Source organism: Aliivibrio kagoshimensis (genome assembly GCF_050337105.1).
In the GTDB taxonomy this organism is placed as follows: Bacteria; Pseudomonadota; Gammaproteobacteria; order Enterobacterales; family Vibrionaceae; genus Aliivibrio_A; species Aliivibrio_A kagoshimensis.
This window is the reverse complement of record NZ_JAKJSQ010000027.1, coordinates 20,649-36,154: the sequence shown is the minus strand read 5'-3', so window position 1 is coordinate 36,154 and position 15,506 is coordinate 20,649. Positions and strand designations below refer to the sequence as shown.

Below are 15,506 nucleotides of genomic sequence, written 5' to 3'. Positions count from 1 at the left end.
GGCAAAAGTTAACCTACTCAGAGATCAAATTGCAGATAGAGGGTATTGTAATTACTGCCCCCTTTAATACGCCCATATTGTGACGCTTTTTCAAAGATGGCCGAACGGTGGTGTAAACTGTAGCCAAACCAAACATTATCTAAAGGGCGATGATTAAACAGGTCGCCCACATTCACATCCAGCGAAAAGTCCAAATAGTTCAACAAGTGGCTAGGTCGTCGGTCTTTGCTTATCATCTCGGTCTCTTCAATATAAGTAATATCATTGATGTATGAGAGACCCTCTGCCACACCAAATCGCCACTGAGTAGGCCAAGTAAAATTAGCAAATGCCTTAATAGCCACGACATATTCAGCCGTAGAAGATTGATGATCAGTGCCATAATGCCAAGCAAGCCCGGGGGTTAAATAGATATCCAGTGGCAAACCAAACAACTCATCTGTTAAAGGGTGCCCATAAAACAGAGAAGACAGTTGATGGTTGTACTCATCTTTCTCCGCATTTCCGGTAAAAATATCCCCAATATTCGACGGTGTCGCCCAGCCATGCGCCACCCGAACGTAAGGGGAGTTACTGAGATCGCTACGCGTTGATTTACTTTTGTCGTTAAAAAATCCGAAGCCTAAAAAGAGTTCTGCCTGCCACTGTTCGTCAATGACAGCAGAATCGTAAGCGTTATCATCTAAACGGGTAACATAATTGCCACCAAGCAGATAGAGGTTAGAAGTGACATGGTATCGACTCATCAAACCCATTTTGAGATCGACCCCTGCCCCGATATTTTCACCGGTTGCTTGTGTGACAGAGTAATAATGACTATTAAACTCCGCCTCTTTCCAGCGCAGTTCAAACAGAGGTTGTAGATTCCAATCTCCAAAATCAAAATCACCCGCCGCTCGCGCTATACTGTGTAACCTTCCTTTGGAGTCAGACATAATATCGGCTTCGAGCGCCCAGTCATCATTAATGGTATATTTTGCTTGAATACCCATATCACCAGTATCCCCACCCACTTGGTTTTGATACTGCTTAGGCAGATCGATATAGCGCAGTCTGAGTAGTGCATTGAGTTGCCAGTCTTCTTCTGTATACAGGTGTACTCCCCCTTCCATTCCATCAATGAAGAACGTCTCACCTTGAAAAAACATCATCGGAATAAAAGTGGTGACGGCAGGATCAACCTCTTGGTTACTGCCCTCGAAAATGTTGTAGGGGGTAGTGGCTGAACGCACCATAGCGGCAATGCCCCACTCTTGTTCATCGTGAGTATTCGCTAAGAGCGTCGTACTAAAAAGAAGCGTGCTGAACGTAAATAGGCGCACTAACATGAAAAACCTCAGAGCAATAGTTCTGAGGTTAGAATAGCAAACCAGTTTATAAATTGATATTTTGTGGGCTTATGCGATGGCAAGTTTTACAGTCGTATTGGGGGTAACACGCTCTATCTGATCGTTTTGAACATTCAGCCAATCAAACATAGTGTTCCACAGCAAAGCATCATGTTTTTCGTCAAAAGAGGACTCAGAGTGTAAGAATATGTCTTGATATTCACACTGCTCTGACATTTTCCCAATAATGGATATATTCTTTTCTGAAAGCGTTTTTTCTATCGAGTCAAGACTTTGGCAACCTTGGAATCGAGTAACAACACAACCAATCTTCACACTTTTATTTGCAACCGCTCGAGTTGCCGCCAATTGCGGAAGAAAATCACGTAACGTTTGCTGCTCTATCGGTGTCGACTGAGTTGGAATGACAATAATGTCAGCCATTGACGTGTACTTCTCTAAATCAAACTTAGAAACATGAGAAGGACAATCAATCACAGTCAGTTGTGTATCGGCCTCTAATCGCAACGCAAGTGAAAATGGGACATTTGAGGTTGGTAAGAATTTTTGAGATCGTATCTGCTTAGAGGCAAAACCCCATTGATAGCTAATACTCTGCGGATCTAAATCGATCAATTCTGTTTTTATGCCTCTGTTTGAGTGCATTGCAGCTAAAGAGATCGCTAACGTCGATTTACCTGACCCACCTTTATTATTAATCACTAAGACTTTCTTACAGGCGGCTCTTTTATATCCAACTAAAATGATAGGCTCCTTGGTGTAAACACCGCGCTCAAAATACGAAAAATGATCAACATATCATCATCCTATTACTCTGTTATCTATTAAGCAATCTATCAACTCGCCATTTGTTTTAAAGTACGAAAAGGATCACGTAAAATTGCAATCTTTTTATATCAAGCAGTTAAATACCTGAAGTAATGCATTTATGTCACTCACCTTGTAAGCCATCCTTCTGCCTCAATAACCATCAAACTTACAAATTGATAATGATAATGACTATCATTTCGATTTACTTGGCGTTGAATATCCTATACCCTGTTTCTCAATTAAACCAGATAAGCATATTTTGATGCTTTCTACCCATAAGGATATCCAATGTTAACGAAAAACGTATCTCTCATTAAACGGTTACTTATACCTATTGCTTTAGGTGTTTCTTGTAACCTCGCCGCTGAAGTCATTGAGGTTACCGATATATCAGGAAGACAGGTCAACATAGACCCTGAGCAAGTCAATAACATCGTACTTGGTGAGGGAAGGTTAACCTATAGCTTATCCGTATTAGATCAAGAGAATCCGTTAGAGAGAGTGGTTGGCTGGAAAGACGATTTAATAAAGTATGACCCTGATGCATACAGAAAATATCTCGCTAAATTTCCGAAAATTAAAGATATCGAAAATTTAGGTAGCCCCTATTCCGGTGATTATAACTTGGAAAAAATCATCACATTAGGTACCGATCTTTTCATTCTCAACTTAGGTAATTTGCTAAAAGCTCAAGAGAGTGGCTTATTAACTAAACTTGAAAAAGCGGACATCAAAGTCATATTTGTCGATTTTAGACAACGACCAACCCAAAATACCATCCCTAGTATCCTGCTATTAGGCAAAGTTCTAGGCAAAGAGCGTGCTGCGAATGATTTTGTTGATTACTACCTCACCCAAATGCGAAAAATAAGTATCGTCGTTGATAAAAAGACCCCTAATGAACGACCATTAGTCTTTATTGAAAAAGCGGCTGGCTTTAACCCAGATAAGTGTTGCAGTACGTTTGGCTCAGCTAACCTAGGGCGCTTAGTCGATGAAGCCGGTGGGATCAACTGGGGTAGCGGAAAAATCCCTGGATTCTCAGGTAAGGTCAATCCTGAAGTTATTTTCACCGACGATCCAGATTTTATCATTGGAACGGGTGCCAACTGGTCTGAAGCAAAACCGAATACTACGGCGGTTTTATTTGGTTATGAAGCAAAGCAAAACGAAGCTCAAGAGCGATTGCAGCACCTGGCTGACCGAAAAGGCTGGAGTGAACTCAAGGCTGTGAAGAATAAGGACTTCTACTCTATATATCACCAATTCTATAACAGTCCTTACCATTTTATCGCTCTACAAACCTTTGCTAAATGGTTCTACCCAGAAGACTTTTCCAATTTAGACCCGCAAGCAAATTTTGAAGAGTTACACCAAAAGTTCTTGCCTATTGAGTTCAGCGGTGTTTTTTGGCAGAAGCTAAAATAACGTCAAATGTTTCATCGAGAGACGCCCATTCCGGGTGTTTCTCGGATAAAAAACAAACGACACCTCACATTAGGTATATGAAATGAATGTGGTAAATAATGTATTAAGCACAAGCTCAGAGCCTGCTTTTACTTCAGTGAAAAAACAAAAAATAATTGCTAAAAACTTCCAAAAAAGAGCCACTAAAAAGATTCAGTTACTCACTGTCATAACGCTACTGCTGCTCTTAAGTGCCATTGCTGACATTTCAATTGGTCCTGGTAATTTCACACTGATGACTGTCCTTGAGGTCCTTATGGATAAAATGTCTCACGGCATTAAATTAGAAGTGATTATCTGGGACTACCGGATGCCCGTAGCCATAACAGCCGTGATCGTCGGAGCCATGTTAGGTACAGCAGGCGCATTAATGCAAACCTTGCTCAATAACCCCCTCGCTGACCCATTCACCTTAGGTGTCTCATCAGCCGCCAGCTTCGGGGCTGCTTTAGCTATCGTGACTGGAATCGGTATCGTGCCCAATATTGGTTCGCTGCTTGTCACGTTAAACGCCTTCTTATTTGCCTTGAGCACCTGTTTTTTATTGCTATTTATGATGCGTTTAAAAGGCATTGGTACTCAGGCTATTATCCTATTTGGTATCGCCATTTTCTTCGCCTTCAACGCCCTATTAGCGATGATGGAGTATGGGGCCTCTGAAACTCAATTACAGAGGATTGTCTTTTGGATGTTGGGGTCTTTAGGACGGGCCAGTTGGTTACAAATTGGCTGTGGCACGCTATTACTCATCGTCACTATTCCATTTTGTATGTCTCGAACGTGGCAACTCACTGCGCTGCGACTTGGTGAAGAGAGTGCTCAAAGTATGGGCGTTAATCTAAACAGACTACGGGTAGAGATTCTTATCTGTATTTCACTGCTTGCCGCTACCGCCGTTGCCTTTGTCGGTACCATAGGTTTTGTCGGTTTAGTCGGGCCTCATATTGCTAGGCTATTAGTGGGCGAAGATCAACGTTACTTCATTCCTCTTTCCGCTTTGTTAGGTGCTGTGATGCTTAGCATAACGTCTATTGTCAGTAAATCACTTACCCCTGGCATCATATACCCTATCGGCATTATCACCGCGTTGATTGGTGTACCTGTTTTCTTAGCCATCATCATTAAACATTCTAAGGAGCGTTCACTATGAGTCTTTCCATCTCAGATCTCACCGTAAGCTACGGTGCGAATAAAGTGCTCGACAACTTACATATAGACGGTCTGCAAAAAGGTCAGTTTATCGGGCTGTTAGGGCCTAACGCCACGGGTAAATCCACTCTATTTAAAGCGGTAGCTGGGCTACTTAACCGTGACAGTGGCAATATCCTGCTGGATGACATTAATATTAACACGCTCTCTAGATCCGTTAGAGCAAGACAAATCGCCTATTTACCTCAATCTTTTCATAGCAGTTTGGTGCTTTCTGTATTTGAGTCTGTGTTATTAGCGCTGAAACAATTTTCTAGCTGGAGAGTTAAATTACAAGACCTACAGAAGGTTTCAAAAATTTTAGAAAAACTCTCCATCGATCATCTTGCCGATAAAGATATGTGTCAGTTAAGTGGTGGTCAAAAGCAACTCGTGGCGATGGCGCGAATTTTAGTGATAGAGCCTAAAGTCATTTTACTCGATGAGCCGACCAGTGCACTGGATTTGCATCATCAACTGGCCATTTTACAAGTCGTCAAACAGCTGACCCAGGAGAGAGGGTTAATCACCATTGCTGCACTACATGATGTCAATTTAGCGGCAAAGTACTGTGATCATTTAGTGTTGTTAAATAAAGGTGTCATTCAGACATCAGGAAAACCTCACGATGTACTCGCAATGAAGTTACTTGGTGACACTTACAATGTGAATACCACGTTAGAACACTCAAAACGCGGAGAGCTGTATGTTGATGCGCAATTACGTCACTCTCCAAAGCAAGGGGCCAACAGAGATAAAGTCGCTTAAAGGCCTCTCACTTTAAGGCAGTTTATACTGCCTTACTAAAGACTAACTGCTTTGGCTCAGCAGGAACAATTCGAGCCAGTACTAATGAACAGACAGCGAAGCCCACACCAATAGCAAATACTGCGGAAGGTGATGTCAACCATAAAATGCCAAGTAAAGCGGGAATAATAACCGCTGCCACATGATTAATAGTAAAGCTCACCGCCGCTGTTGAGGCTAAATCTTTAGGATCAGCAATTTTCTGCAAGTAGGATTTAATCGCAATCGCTAGGGCAAAAAACAGATGGTCAACAACATACAATGCAGCAGCAAGGTGACTATTCTCAACCAGCGCATAACCCGCAAAGACAAAAATCAAACCGATATATTCAAACGTTAGGGCTTTTCTCTCCCCCACCCGCCCAATCCAGGCGCCAATTTTTGCAGCAAACAACATATTAAATACATAGTTGATAATAAAGAGCAGGCTAATATCTCCTACATCATAGCCAAACTTCTCAACCATCATAAATCCAGCAAACACGATAAAAATCTGTCGCCTAGCGCCACTCATAAAGGTAAGGCCATAATAGACCCAGTACTCTTTTCTAAACACCAAGGTTTTATGTTGGCTATGAGCTTGTGAGAAATAGGGAAAAGCAAACCACATAAAAAGAACGATCGAGAGCCCTAGCAATCCAAACAGCATATAGACGGTGTTGTACTCAACATTAAACAACTCCATCATGAACCAAACGGCGCTGTATGCCGCTAAGCTGCCAATACTCTTAATCGACAAAGCTCGTCCCATAAAGTGAGCACTACGATCTTTAGGGATCCATTGAAGCGTCAGTGATTGATTCACGGTTTCGAAATAGTGGAAGCCGATAGACATGACGATGGTGGTTAAATAGAGGCCATACTCGGTGGGAAACCAGCCCGTAACAATCACGCCAACACACATCACCGCAAGAAACAGGTAGGCAAATTTCTGTTCACGAATAAACAGCAATAGATATATCGCGGTGAACGCAAGAAAACCCGGCACCTCTCTTAAGCTTTGTAAAGTGCCAATCTCTCTCCCGGTAAAGGCAATCTGCTCGATAGAAAAATTATTAAGCAATACGTTCCAGACGGAAAAGGTTAATGACATCACAAAAGCCATCAATAGCAGCAAGGTTTCAGGGGTACGGAATTTATTCACAGTAATACCTTTAATGAGAACTCAATAGAGAGCGGGGTCAAAGTTCAACCAAAGTGTTATTGCATTGATTTTCTTCGATGATGATAGTATCAAACAAAATTGTAACAAATGATAATATATTTGGAGCCGTATCTATGTCACCTACGTATCAACAGTTAGTTCAACAGCTTTCACACCACATTGAACCAACAAGAATCATTACGGACCCTACGCTCACCCTTGCATATGGTACCGATGCCAGCTTTTATCGTCTGACTCCTCATATTGTTTTGCAACTCGACTCTATAGATGAAGTGGTTATGGCTTTACGTCTCTGCTACCAATCTAATGTTGCTGTCACCTTTCGCGCGGCAGGCACAAGCCTGTCCGGTCAAGCCATCTCGGATTCTGTGCTTATCATGCTCACACCGCGCTGGAGAGAGTATGAGATCCTCAATAATGGACAGCAAATATCACTACAGCCGGGATTAATCGGAGCTGATGTCAATCGGCTGCTTGCCCCATTTGGCCGAAAAATTGGCCCCGACCCGGCTTCTATCAACAGCTGTAAAATAGGTGGTATTGCGGCAAATAACTCATCGGGAATGTGCTGTGGTACGGCGCAAAATAGTTATCATACTCTTGCTGGCATGACCATCGTCCTGTTTGATGGCACTGTCTTAAATACACGCGACCCAGCCAATATAGAAACATTCCAACTCACCCATAGTGAGTTATTGAACGATATAAAAGAACTCTCTCAACACTGCTTATCCAATCAGAGCTTAACCGATAAGATTCGGCACAAATATCGTTTAAAAAATACCACGGGGTACAGCATTAATGCACTGATTGATTATGATGACCCCATCGATATCCTGCAGCACTTAATGATTGGCTCAGAAGGCACCCTAGGCTTTATTGCTGAAATCACCTACAACACCGTTCCTGACCACCCTTTTAAAGCCTGTGGACTCTATCTTTTTAAAGATATTGAAACCACCTGTTTATGTGTCAGTGAACTGAGCAAGACCGCTGTCACCGCCGTTGAGTTAATGGACAGCCGAGCGCTCGCCTCCGTTGCTGATAAAGCTGGAATGCCGGCGTTTATTAGCCAACTCTCTCAACAGAATCATCAAGAAGCCGCTGCACTATTAGTCGAAATACACGCAGAAAATCAACAACAACTAGAGCAGCAACAACATATATTAACCGCCATTATCGACGCAGCCTCCCCCATCGACAATATCAAATTTAGCCAAGATTCTGAGATATCTAACCAGCTATGGGCAGTAAGGAAAGGGTTATTTCCAGCCGTTGGCGCGGTGCGAGAAACCGGAACCACTGTCATCATTGAAGATGTTGCCTTTCCAATTAACCAACTCGCTCAAGCGACACGTGAACTACAGCAACTGTTTGAAAAGTATCATTATGACGAAGCCATCATTTTTGGTCATGCCTTAGATGGGAATCTTCACTTTGTGTTTACTCAGGCGTTTGATAGCAGTGATGAGGTTGAGAGGTACAGCGACTTTATGGACGACGTTTCACACTTAGTGGCGGTAAAGTATCAAGGTTCGTTGAAAGCGGAACATGGTACTGGCAGAAATATGGCCCCTTATGTTGAGTTAGAATGGGGTGCGGACGGTTTCGCTCTCATGCAGCAAATTAAAGCCATTTTCGACCCCAAATCAATACTCAATCCAGGGGTAATCATCAATGAAGATAACCAAGCTCACCTGAAAGATCTGAAAGCGATGCCTGCCGCTGATGCACTTATCGATAAATGCATTGAGTGTGGTTTTTGTGAGCCTGTCTGTCCATCAAGAGATCTGTCATTAACACCCCGTCAGAGAAACAGTGTCTATCGTGAAATCAGTCGATTGAGACGCACACAAGAGAACCCTGAACAGTTGGCTGAACTTGAAAAATCGTTCCAGTATTTAGGCATAAATACGTGCGCCGCAACTGGGCTATGTGCCGAACGATGCCCAGTAGATATCAATACGGGAGATTTAATGCGTAAACTGCGTGAGGTCCACTCACCAGCAGCCAATAGCATTGCTCGTTGGAGTGCCGACCACTTTGCCACTGTCACCAAAGCGACCAAGGTAGGGTTATCTATCGCTGATGGTATTCAACGAATTACAGGCCATCGCATCCCTCTTTGGTCTACCAGTCTACCCACAGCAGCAAGCAAGGTTATCTCACCCAATATTACAGCCATTGGCCGACCTAAGATCGTCTACTTTCCAAGTTGTGCATCTCGGACCATGGGCTCAGCAGCCAAAGCGATGGATCCACGCTCACTGCATGAAGTGACACTCTCTCTTTTAAAAAAGGCAGGTTATGAGGTCATTATTCCTGACAATGTAGACAATGCATGCTGCGGAATGCCCTACTACAGCAAAGGCTATGTCGATACCCATAAAAATAAGTCAACAGAGCTAGAGCAATTATTACTCGAGGCTTCCAACCAAGGTAGCTATCCCATTTTAATGGATACCAGCCCATGCGCACGTTTGTCGAAAACCTCAATGAGCGAAACCTTGACCATTTTCGAACCCTTCCAGTTCATTGCTAATTATCTACTTCCCAAGCTCACTATTACACAACAAAACGAGCCTGTGATGTTACATATTACCTGTACTTCTAGGCGTTCTGGGCTAGCCAGTTTAATAAAGAAAGTCACTGAAGTGTGTGCCAAACAGGTGATTATTCCAAGTGATATTGAGTGTTGCGGTTTTGCTGGGGATAAAGGGTTCACGGTCCCTGAACTGAATGCCTCTGCCCTATCAACGCTCAAACAGCAGATACCTGATAATTGCACTCAAGGTTACTCTAACAGCCGTACCTGCGAGATTGGTCTGACTGAGCACAGTAAAATAGAGTACCGTTCAATACTCTATTTGGTTGATCGAGTGAGTCAGTAGCATTGTGATCAGCCAGTAAAAATTGCTCTTACTGGCTGTTAATTAACGCTTCAATATCTTCTGGTGAGACGGGTTTAGAGAACAGGTAACCTTGGAAAAAATCTGCGCCCTCTTGATGTAATATCTTACGCTGCTCATCATCTTCAACCCCTTCTGCAACCGTTGACAAATGGAGGTTTTTGCTTAGTTGAACGATGGTACGAACGATCATTCTATCTTGATGACTGGTTTTACAATTATCAACAAAGCTCTTATCAATTTTTAAAGTATTTATCGGTAATTTAGTTAAATACGCCAAAGAGGAATAGGCAACACCAAAATCATCAATCGCCAGCTTAATACCCATTTTGCTCAATGCATGAAGCTTATTAATGTGTTCTTCTGGTGAACTCATCATTGCTGTCTCAGTCAACTCGAGCTCTAACCAGTTTGGGTCAATACCACTGTTACTGATGATATCGGTAACCATAGCAACCAAATTATCTTGATGTACCTGTACCGCCGAAAGGTTTACTGACATATGAATGTGCGGCATGCTTTTTTGCCAAAGAGCAAGCTGTGCACACGCCTCCTTTAATACCCACTCACCGATTGGGACAATGCTTCCTGAACTTTCAGCGATCGGAATGAAATCCGCGGGACTGACAAAACCTAGCTCGGGTTCCTGCCAACGTAACAGAGCTTCAACCCCAATAATCGCTCCGCTGGTTAAGCTTAATTGAGGTTGATAAACCAAGTAAAATTGCTGCTCTTTGATGGCGGTACGTAGCTTTTTCTCTATCGCGTACTCATATAATATCCGCTCAAACATCTCTCTTTTGTAGTAGGCGTATCCGTTTTTCCCCATTTTTTTGATTGAGTACATAGCCAAATCAGCATTACGATTTAACAACTCAGTATTGGTTGTATCTTCTGGAAAAAATGACACTCCAATCGTTGGCGTGATCTTGTGGGAGCCACACTCCAACCGATAATTTTGTTTCTCGCTCTCGTGAAGAGTCTCCACTAACGTATGTACTCGATCTTTTATCGATACCTTTTGGCTCTGACTACCCTGATGAACCAATATACAGAACTCATCTCCCCCTAACCGATACAGTGTCATTCCAGATTGTAGAAAATGTAGATATCGATTCACCACGGCAATAAGCAACTCATCCCCTGCATGGTGACCATATTGATCGTTCACTCTTTTAAAGTCATCAAGATCAACAATGATCAGTGCAAACTGATAGTGTCGATTCACCTGCCACTGCTGAGCGTGGCTTTGAATATCTTGGTTGAATGCTTTTCTGTTTAAAATTGAGGTTAAATCATCAGTTAAACTCTGCATTTGAAAGTATTGAGCCTGACGTTTCGATTTATGTTGAAAAAAGGACATGACTCCCGCAAACGTACTAATCAGTACTATTTCCGCACAATCTTCAATAAAATCATAAATATCATGTGCACCTATCGTTGGTAAGTAGGTAAGCAATAGCAGGAAAGCCACCATAATAGGCCACAGAGAGTGTGGAAAGATCATAATGTACAATAGCGGAATAAAGATAAACGCTTCTTCTATCTCTTCCACATCGACAGGATCCAAGATCCCCAGAACCAATACGATCATTAGCGCCGAGATAGAGGTGACTTTTTTTATCGTCATTTTAGGATGAAAACGAGCAGTTAGGAGTAACACGGGGAACAGCAGATAAAGAGATTTTGATAAAGGATCATCATGTAAGTTGTTCAATATGAGGCTAACTATACTTAATAAAAGTACAAAAACACCCATCATAAAATAGTGCGATTTATTACCTACCAATGGTAATCGATATTTATCTGTGACCTTTCTAATCAATGAATCAGATTGAGCCTCATCTAACATCAACTCTACCTTTCTTGAGTGGTATTGCCTCTCCTAAGTTTAAGCATAAAATCTCATTTTTTAAATTACGTATGTCTAAGTAATGAAATAATAATTAAAAAGTATTAAAACCTTTTTGTCAAAAAATCAAAAAAAAAGGCTTACCGTTAAGGTAAGCCTCTCTTATAAGCATGGTGCCCCGGGCCGGACTTGAACCGGCACAGCGCGAACGCCGAGGGATTTTAAATCCCTTGTGTCTACCAATTCCACCACCAGGGCACGCAATTCTTGATTGCGATAATCGGCACCAACTTTCTTGATGAATTCCAATTTTCGTAAAATTCTTCGTCTCTGTACATTGTGTGAGAACGGAACGTACTTTAACGGATTGAAAAAAATCGTCAAGCTGAAAATAAATAAATCGGGTTAAGTGGTTACTATTACATCGTATATTCGAAATAGAGTAACGTTAGATTGAAATATGACCAGGTTCAAAAACCAGAATTTTATGCTGTGATAGAGTGCCTTTGTTACGCAATGTCTTTTTGTTCTTCACCCGATTAATTCGAACATGGTGACCTATTATGAACATATATTGAGTTAATTTTGATGCTAGCAGTTTGCATAGCCATCAACGTCTTTCCACCCCACTCCACTACTCCATTCGTTTTATCCTGTCTATTCCCGATCCCGGCTCTAATTCCCTATTTTGCTACTGAATCTATATCAACACTGAATATTATCGGTTAATGGTGCTATTTATCTTTAAATACACCGAAATGATAAGGAAACACGATGGAAATTATTTTAGGAATCACCGCATTATTAGTTGCTCTCGCCCTATTTTCACTGTTCAGTTTTAAAGCCCCTCATGGCAGCGCAGCCATGAGTGGTTTAGCAGATGCCGCTATTGCTACTTTTCTGGTTGAAGCAATACACAAATATGTTATGGGTAACCTATTAGGCATTGGCTACCTGTCTGAATTTGGGAACTTAATAGGTGGTATGGGCGGAGTCGCTGCCGCTACCTTAGTGATGTTACGCGTTGGGGTGCAACCTGTCTTTGCAATGGTCACCGGCTTAGCAATGTTGCATCTAGGGATTCTAGAAGGCTTCATTGTCGGATACCTGTTCTCGTTTATTACCCCGCTATTTAAACGATATTTACCGGAAGGGATTGATGTTATCGCTGGAGTGTTAATTATTGCTCCACTTGCACGATTACTGGGTTTCTTTATCAGCCCAGCCCTTGACATGTTAATGGGCACACTGGCCAACATGATCACTGAGGCAACCTCGTTATCTCCACTTGTCATGGGATTTTTATTAGGGGGCTTAATCAAAATGGTGTGTACCTCGCCACTGAGTTCCATGGCATTAACCGCCATGCTTGGGTTAACGGGTCTACCAATGGGTATTGCTGCTATGGCCTGTGTGGGGGGATCATTTACCAATGGTTATGTTTTCCATGCTCTGAAACTAGGAAAGTCCTGCAATACCGCCAGTGTCATGTTAGAACCGCTAACACAAGCTCATATCGTCACGCGAAACCCTGTTCCTGTGTTCATGTCTAACTTTATCGGAGGGGCTTTCGCGGGAACCATTGCCGCCTATTTTGGTATCGTTAATGACGCACCTGGCAGTGCCGCACCGATCCCCGGCCTGTTGGCATCCATTGCGTTCAATCCACCCTCAACACTGTTTATGGCTGCCGCTGCCGCTGCTATCGCCGGCTTAATTGGCGGTATCATAGGCGTTAAAATCTATCGTACTTTCTTACAACAACGCGTGCCGCTGCAACAGTTTGTTAATGGGTAATTGCCATATAGAATTTACTTCGTAAATTGCCTGTCACAAAAACCTCTTCAATCTCTGTTGAGGTTTTTTATTTGAAACAGAGGCAACTCAATATTAATGAGTAAACCATCAATAAATAACTACACTTAATAGTATTACCTATGAGAAGCACAGATAGGATCAACTTATGAACAGATACGCACTCGGGCTAATGCTATTTGCCACCACGTTATCCTTTAACAGCATGGCCAGTGAAGAAGAAGAAAATGACAATAACGGAAAGCATATACCGCCTTCGTTTGACAGTGTTGATACCAATGGTGATGGTGTCATTGACCAAGAAGAGCTAGATTTATACCGAGGAAAAGAACAAGAAGAGCCTGAGAATCCAGGCGACCCCGGCTCACCTGATGATGGCGAAGAAAGCGAAGAAAAAAGCAAAATGAGCGCGTTTGCCTCATTTGATAAGGATAAAGATGGAATCATTACCGAAGAGGAACTAGCGGCGCACAGCAAATACTCCAACCCTGGGAATGGCAGTGGAGAGAGAAAAAGTGATGAAGGAGCAAGTAGCAGTAGTGACGGTCAAAGGAATAATGGAAACAATCGTGGAGGCAATAAAGAGAACAACAAAGGTAAAGGCAAGAACAAATAGCGCCGAGTAACTCTTTTCACAGTATCGTTTGATCAGACAAGTTAATTATATTCACCACTAAAACGGATTTTCAAGGCTCCCTAGATGGAGCCTTTGCATCTCTGCTTGTTGGCAGTATCACCTCTGACCATTACCATATGAGATCAGTTTGCACTACACCTTCGTATCTAATTGTGCCCACGCTGGCAACCAATCATGATGCGCTTCTCGTAACCGGTCAACCATTGCCCATATTTGGTCAAGGTCAAGTTCAGCAGCAGTATGAGGATCCATCATTGCAGCATGGTAAATGTGCTCTGGATTTTCTGTCATCAACGCTTCAATAACGAGTTCTTGAACACTCACACTCGATTGCATAATCGCGCTTAACTGCGGAGGAAGCTTGCCGATATAGGTAGGTTGAACCCCATTGCGATCAACCAAGCAAGGTACTTCAACAGCGCAGCCTTCCGGTAATGAGGTAATTAGCCCTGTGTTAGCAACATTGCCATAGATAACCGAAGGTACACCTGTCCATACTGAGTTGATGATTTGCGAGGCATACTCATCACTTTGTTTCACTTCTAGATTGTCAGAACTTTTAAGCTCCTCACTCTCTTTTTTCCATCCTTCAATTTGCTCAATACAACGTGTTGGATATTCATCTAAAGGAATACCAAATTTTTCTAAAATATCTTCACGTCCCTCTTTTATAAACCAAGGGACATATTCAGCAAAGTGTTCAGAGCTCTCCGTTACAAAATAGCCTAAACGTTTTAACATTTCATAGCGAATTAAGTTAGGGCAACGCTCACTGTATAAGCTTTCAGGCGTCGGGTACTGACCCTTTTCATATCCTTCTAATAATTTAGGATACAAATCACGATATTCGCCATTGTCTAATATCTCTTCGAAAGATAAGAAAAACGCAATATGATTTATCCCTGCGCAACGGTAGCGAAACTTGTCGACATCAAGACCTAAATCAATGGCTAAGGAATCAGCAGTATGCTGCACAGAATGGCATAAACCGACTTGCTTAATCTGTGGGTATTTCCTTGCTATCGCCCATGTATTAATTGCCATTGGGTTCACATATTGAAGTAGCACGGCATCTGGACACACTTGCATCATATCGTCACATACTGACCATAAATGTGGAACAGTTCGCAGACCTCGCATAATGCCACCTATACCTAATGTATCCGCAATAGTCTGGCGCAAACCAAACTCTTTAGGTACATCAAAATCGGTGATGGTACAAGGATCATAACCCCCTATTTGAAATGCAACAATAACAAAATCAGCACCTTGCAACCCCTCACGTTGATTAGTATGAGTAGTGATTTTAGCGGTAACTCCTAATGTACTTATCATGCGATTAGCGATAGCTGCTGATTCTTCCAGACGATCTTCGTTGATATCTAGTAGTGCAACGTGTGCGCCGCCTAGTGCTTTTTGTTGTAAAATATCGCCGATCAAATTGCGCATGAACACGGTAGAACCTGCACCAACAAACGTTATTTTAGGGTATTTAGTCATTTTTCTT

General features: G+C 42.3%; 11 protein-coding genes and 1 tRNA gene. 6 read left to right on the top strand and 6 right to left on the bottom strand.

The annotated features are described in order from the left end of the window. Positions 1-17: 17 nt before the first annotated feature. Positions 18-1,328, bottom strand: a complete 1,311-nt coding sequence (locus L4C32_RS10700; RefSeq protein ID WP_428196868.1) for a MipA/OmpV family protein — start codon at positions 1,326-1,328, stop codon at positions 18-20. Positions 1,329-1,397: 69 nt separating this feature from the next. Further along, positions 1,398-2,051: a ParA family protein gene (locus L4C32_RS10695; protein WP_428196867.1), complete on the bottom strand. Its 654-nt coding sequence runs from the start codon at positions 2,049-2,051 to the stop codon at positions 1,398-1,400. Between the two features lie 396 nt (positions 2,052-2,447). On the opposite strand from L4C32_RS10695, the gene L4C32_RS10690 reads away from it, so the two are divergent. From L4C32_RS10690 to L4C32_RS10680, 3 genes are all read left to right on the top strand, one after another. Continuing rightward, on the top strand, positions 2,448-3,587 hold the full coding sequence (locus L4C32_RS10690; protein WP_428196866.1) for an ABC transporter substrate-binding protein: 1,140 nt from the start codon (positions 2,448-2,450) through the stop codon (positions 3,585-3,587). Positions 3,588-3,669: 82 nt separating this feature from the next. Continuing rightward, positions 3,670-4,776 carry a FecCD family ABC transporter permease gene (locus L4C32_RS10685; protein ID WP_428196865.1) on the top strand — a complete coding sequence of 369 codons (1,107 nt, stop codon included), beginning with the start codon at positions 3,670-3,672 and terminating at the stop codon, positions 4,774-4,776. Continuing rightward, the gene (locus L4C32_RS10680) at positions 4,773-5,582 is read left to right on the top strand and encodes an ABC transporter ATP-binding protein (protein ID WP_428196864.1); all 810 of its coding nucleotides are present in this window, start codon (positions 4,773-4,775) and stop codon (positions 5,580-5,582) included. Before L4C32_RS10685 ends, L4C32_RS10680 begins: the two co-directional genes overlap by 4 nt. A 22-nt stretch (positions 5,583-5,604) precedes the next feature. Here L4C32_RS10680 and L4C32_RS10675 read toward each other — a convergent pair whose 3' ends face one another. Then, positions 5,605-6,765: an MFS transporter gene (locus L4C32_RS10675; RefSeq protein ID WP_428196863.1), complete on the bottom strand. Its 1,161-nt coding sequence runs from the start codon at positions 6,763-6,765 to the stop codon at positions 5,605-5,607. A 134-nt stretch (positions 6,766-6,899) separates the two neighbouring features. Here L4C32_RS10675 and L4C32_RS10670 point away from each other — a divergent pair, with 134 nt between their 5' ends. Next, the gene (locus tag L4C32_RS10670; protein WP_428196862.1) at positions 6,900-9,677 is read left to right on the top strand and encodes an FAD-binding and (Fe-S)-binding domain-containing protein; all 2,778 of its coding nucleotides are present in this window, start codon (positions 6,900-6,902) and stop codon (positions 9,675-9,677) included. Between the two features lie 28 nt (positions 9,678-9,705). Here the strand turns inward: L4C32_RS10670 and L4C32_RS10665 are convergent, their stop codons facing one another. Both L4C32_RS10665 and L4C32_RS10660 read right to left on the bottom strand, forming a co-directional pair. Beyond that, the gene (locus tag L4C32_RS10665; protein ID WP_428196861.1) at positions 9,706-11,547 is read right to left on the bottom strand and encodes a putative bifunctional diguanylate cyclase/phosphodiesterase; all 1,842 of its coding nucleotides are present in this window, start codon (positions 11,545-11,547) and stop codon (positions 9,706-9,708) included. A gap of 171 nt (positions 11,548-11,718) precedes the next feature. Continuing rightward, positions 11,719-11,805: transfer RNA gene (locus tag L4C32_RS10660), tRNA-Leu, on the bottom strand. Between the two features lie 516 nt (positions 11,806-12,321). Here L4C32_RS10660 and L4C32_RS10655 point away from each other — a divergent pair. Both L4C32_RS10655 and L4C32_RS10650 read left to right on the top strand, forming a co-directional pair. Next, positions 12,322-13,344 (top strand): PTS sugar transporter subunit IIC, encoded by a 1,023-nt coding sequence (locus L4C32_RS10655; RefSeq protein WP_428196860.1) that lies wholly within the window; start codon positions 12,322-12,324, stop codon positions 13,342-13,344. Positions 13,345-13,510: 166 nt separating this feature from the next. After that, the gene (locus tag L4C32_RS10650) at positions 13,511-13,978 is read left to right on the top strand and encodes an EF-hand domain-containing protein (RefSeq protein ID WP_428196859.1); all 468 of its coding nucleotides are present in this window, start codon (positions 13,511-13,513) and stop codon (positions 13,976-13,978) included. Positions 13,979-14,131: 153 nt separating this feature from the next. On the opposite strand, the gene L4C32_RS10645 is transcribed toward L4C32_RS10650, so the two are convergent. Next, positions 14,132-15,499 (bottom strand): alpha-glucosidase/alpha-galactosidase, encoded by a 1,368-nt coding sequence (locus L4C32_RS10645; protein ID WP_428196858.1) that lies wholly within the window; start codon positions 15,497-15,499, stop codon positions 14,132-14,134. Positions 15,500-15,506: the final 7 nt, after the last annotated feature.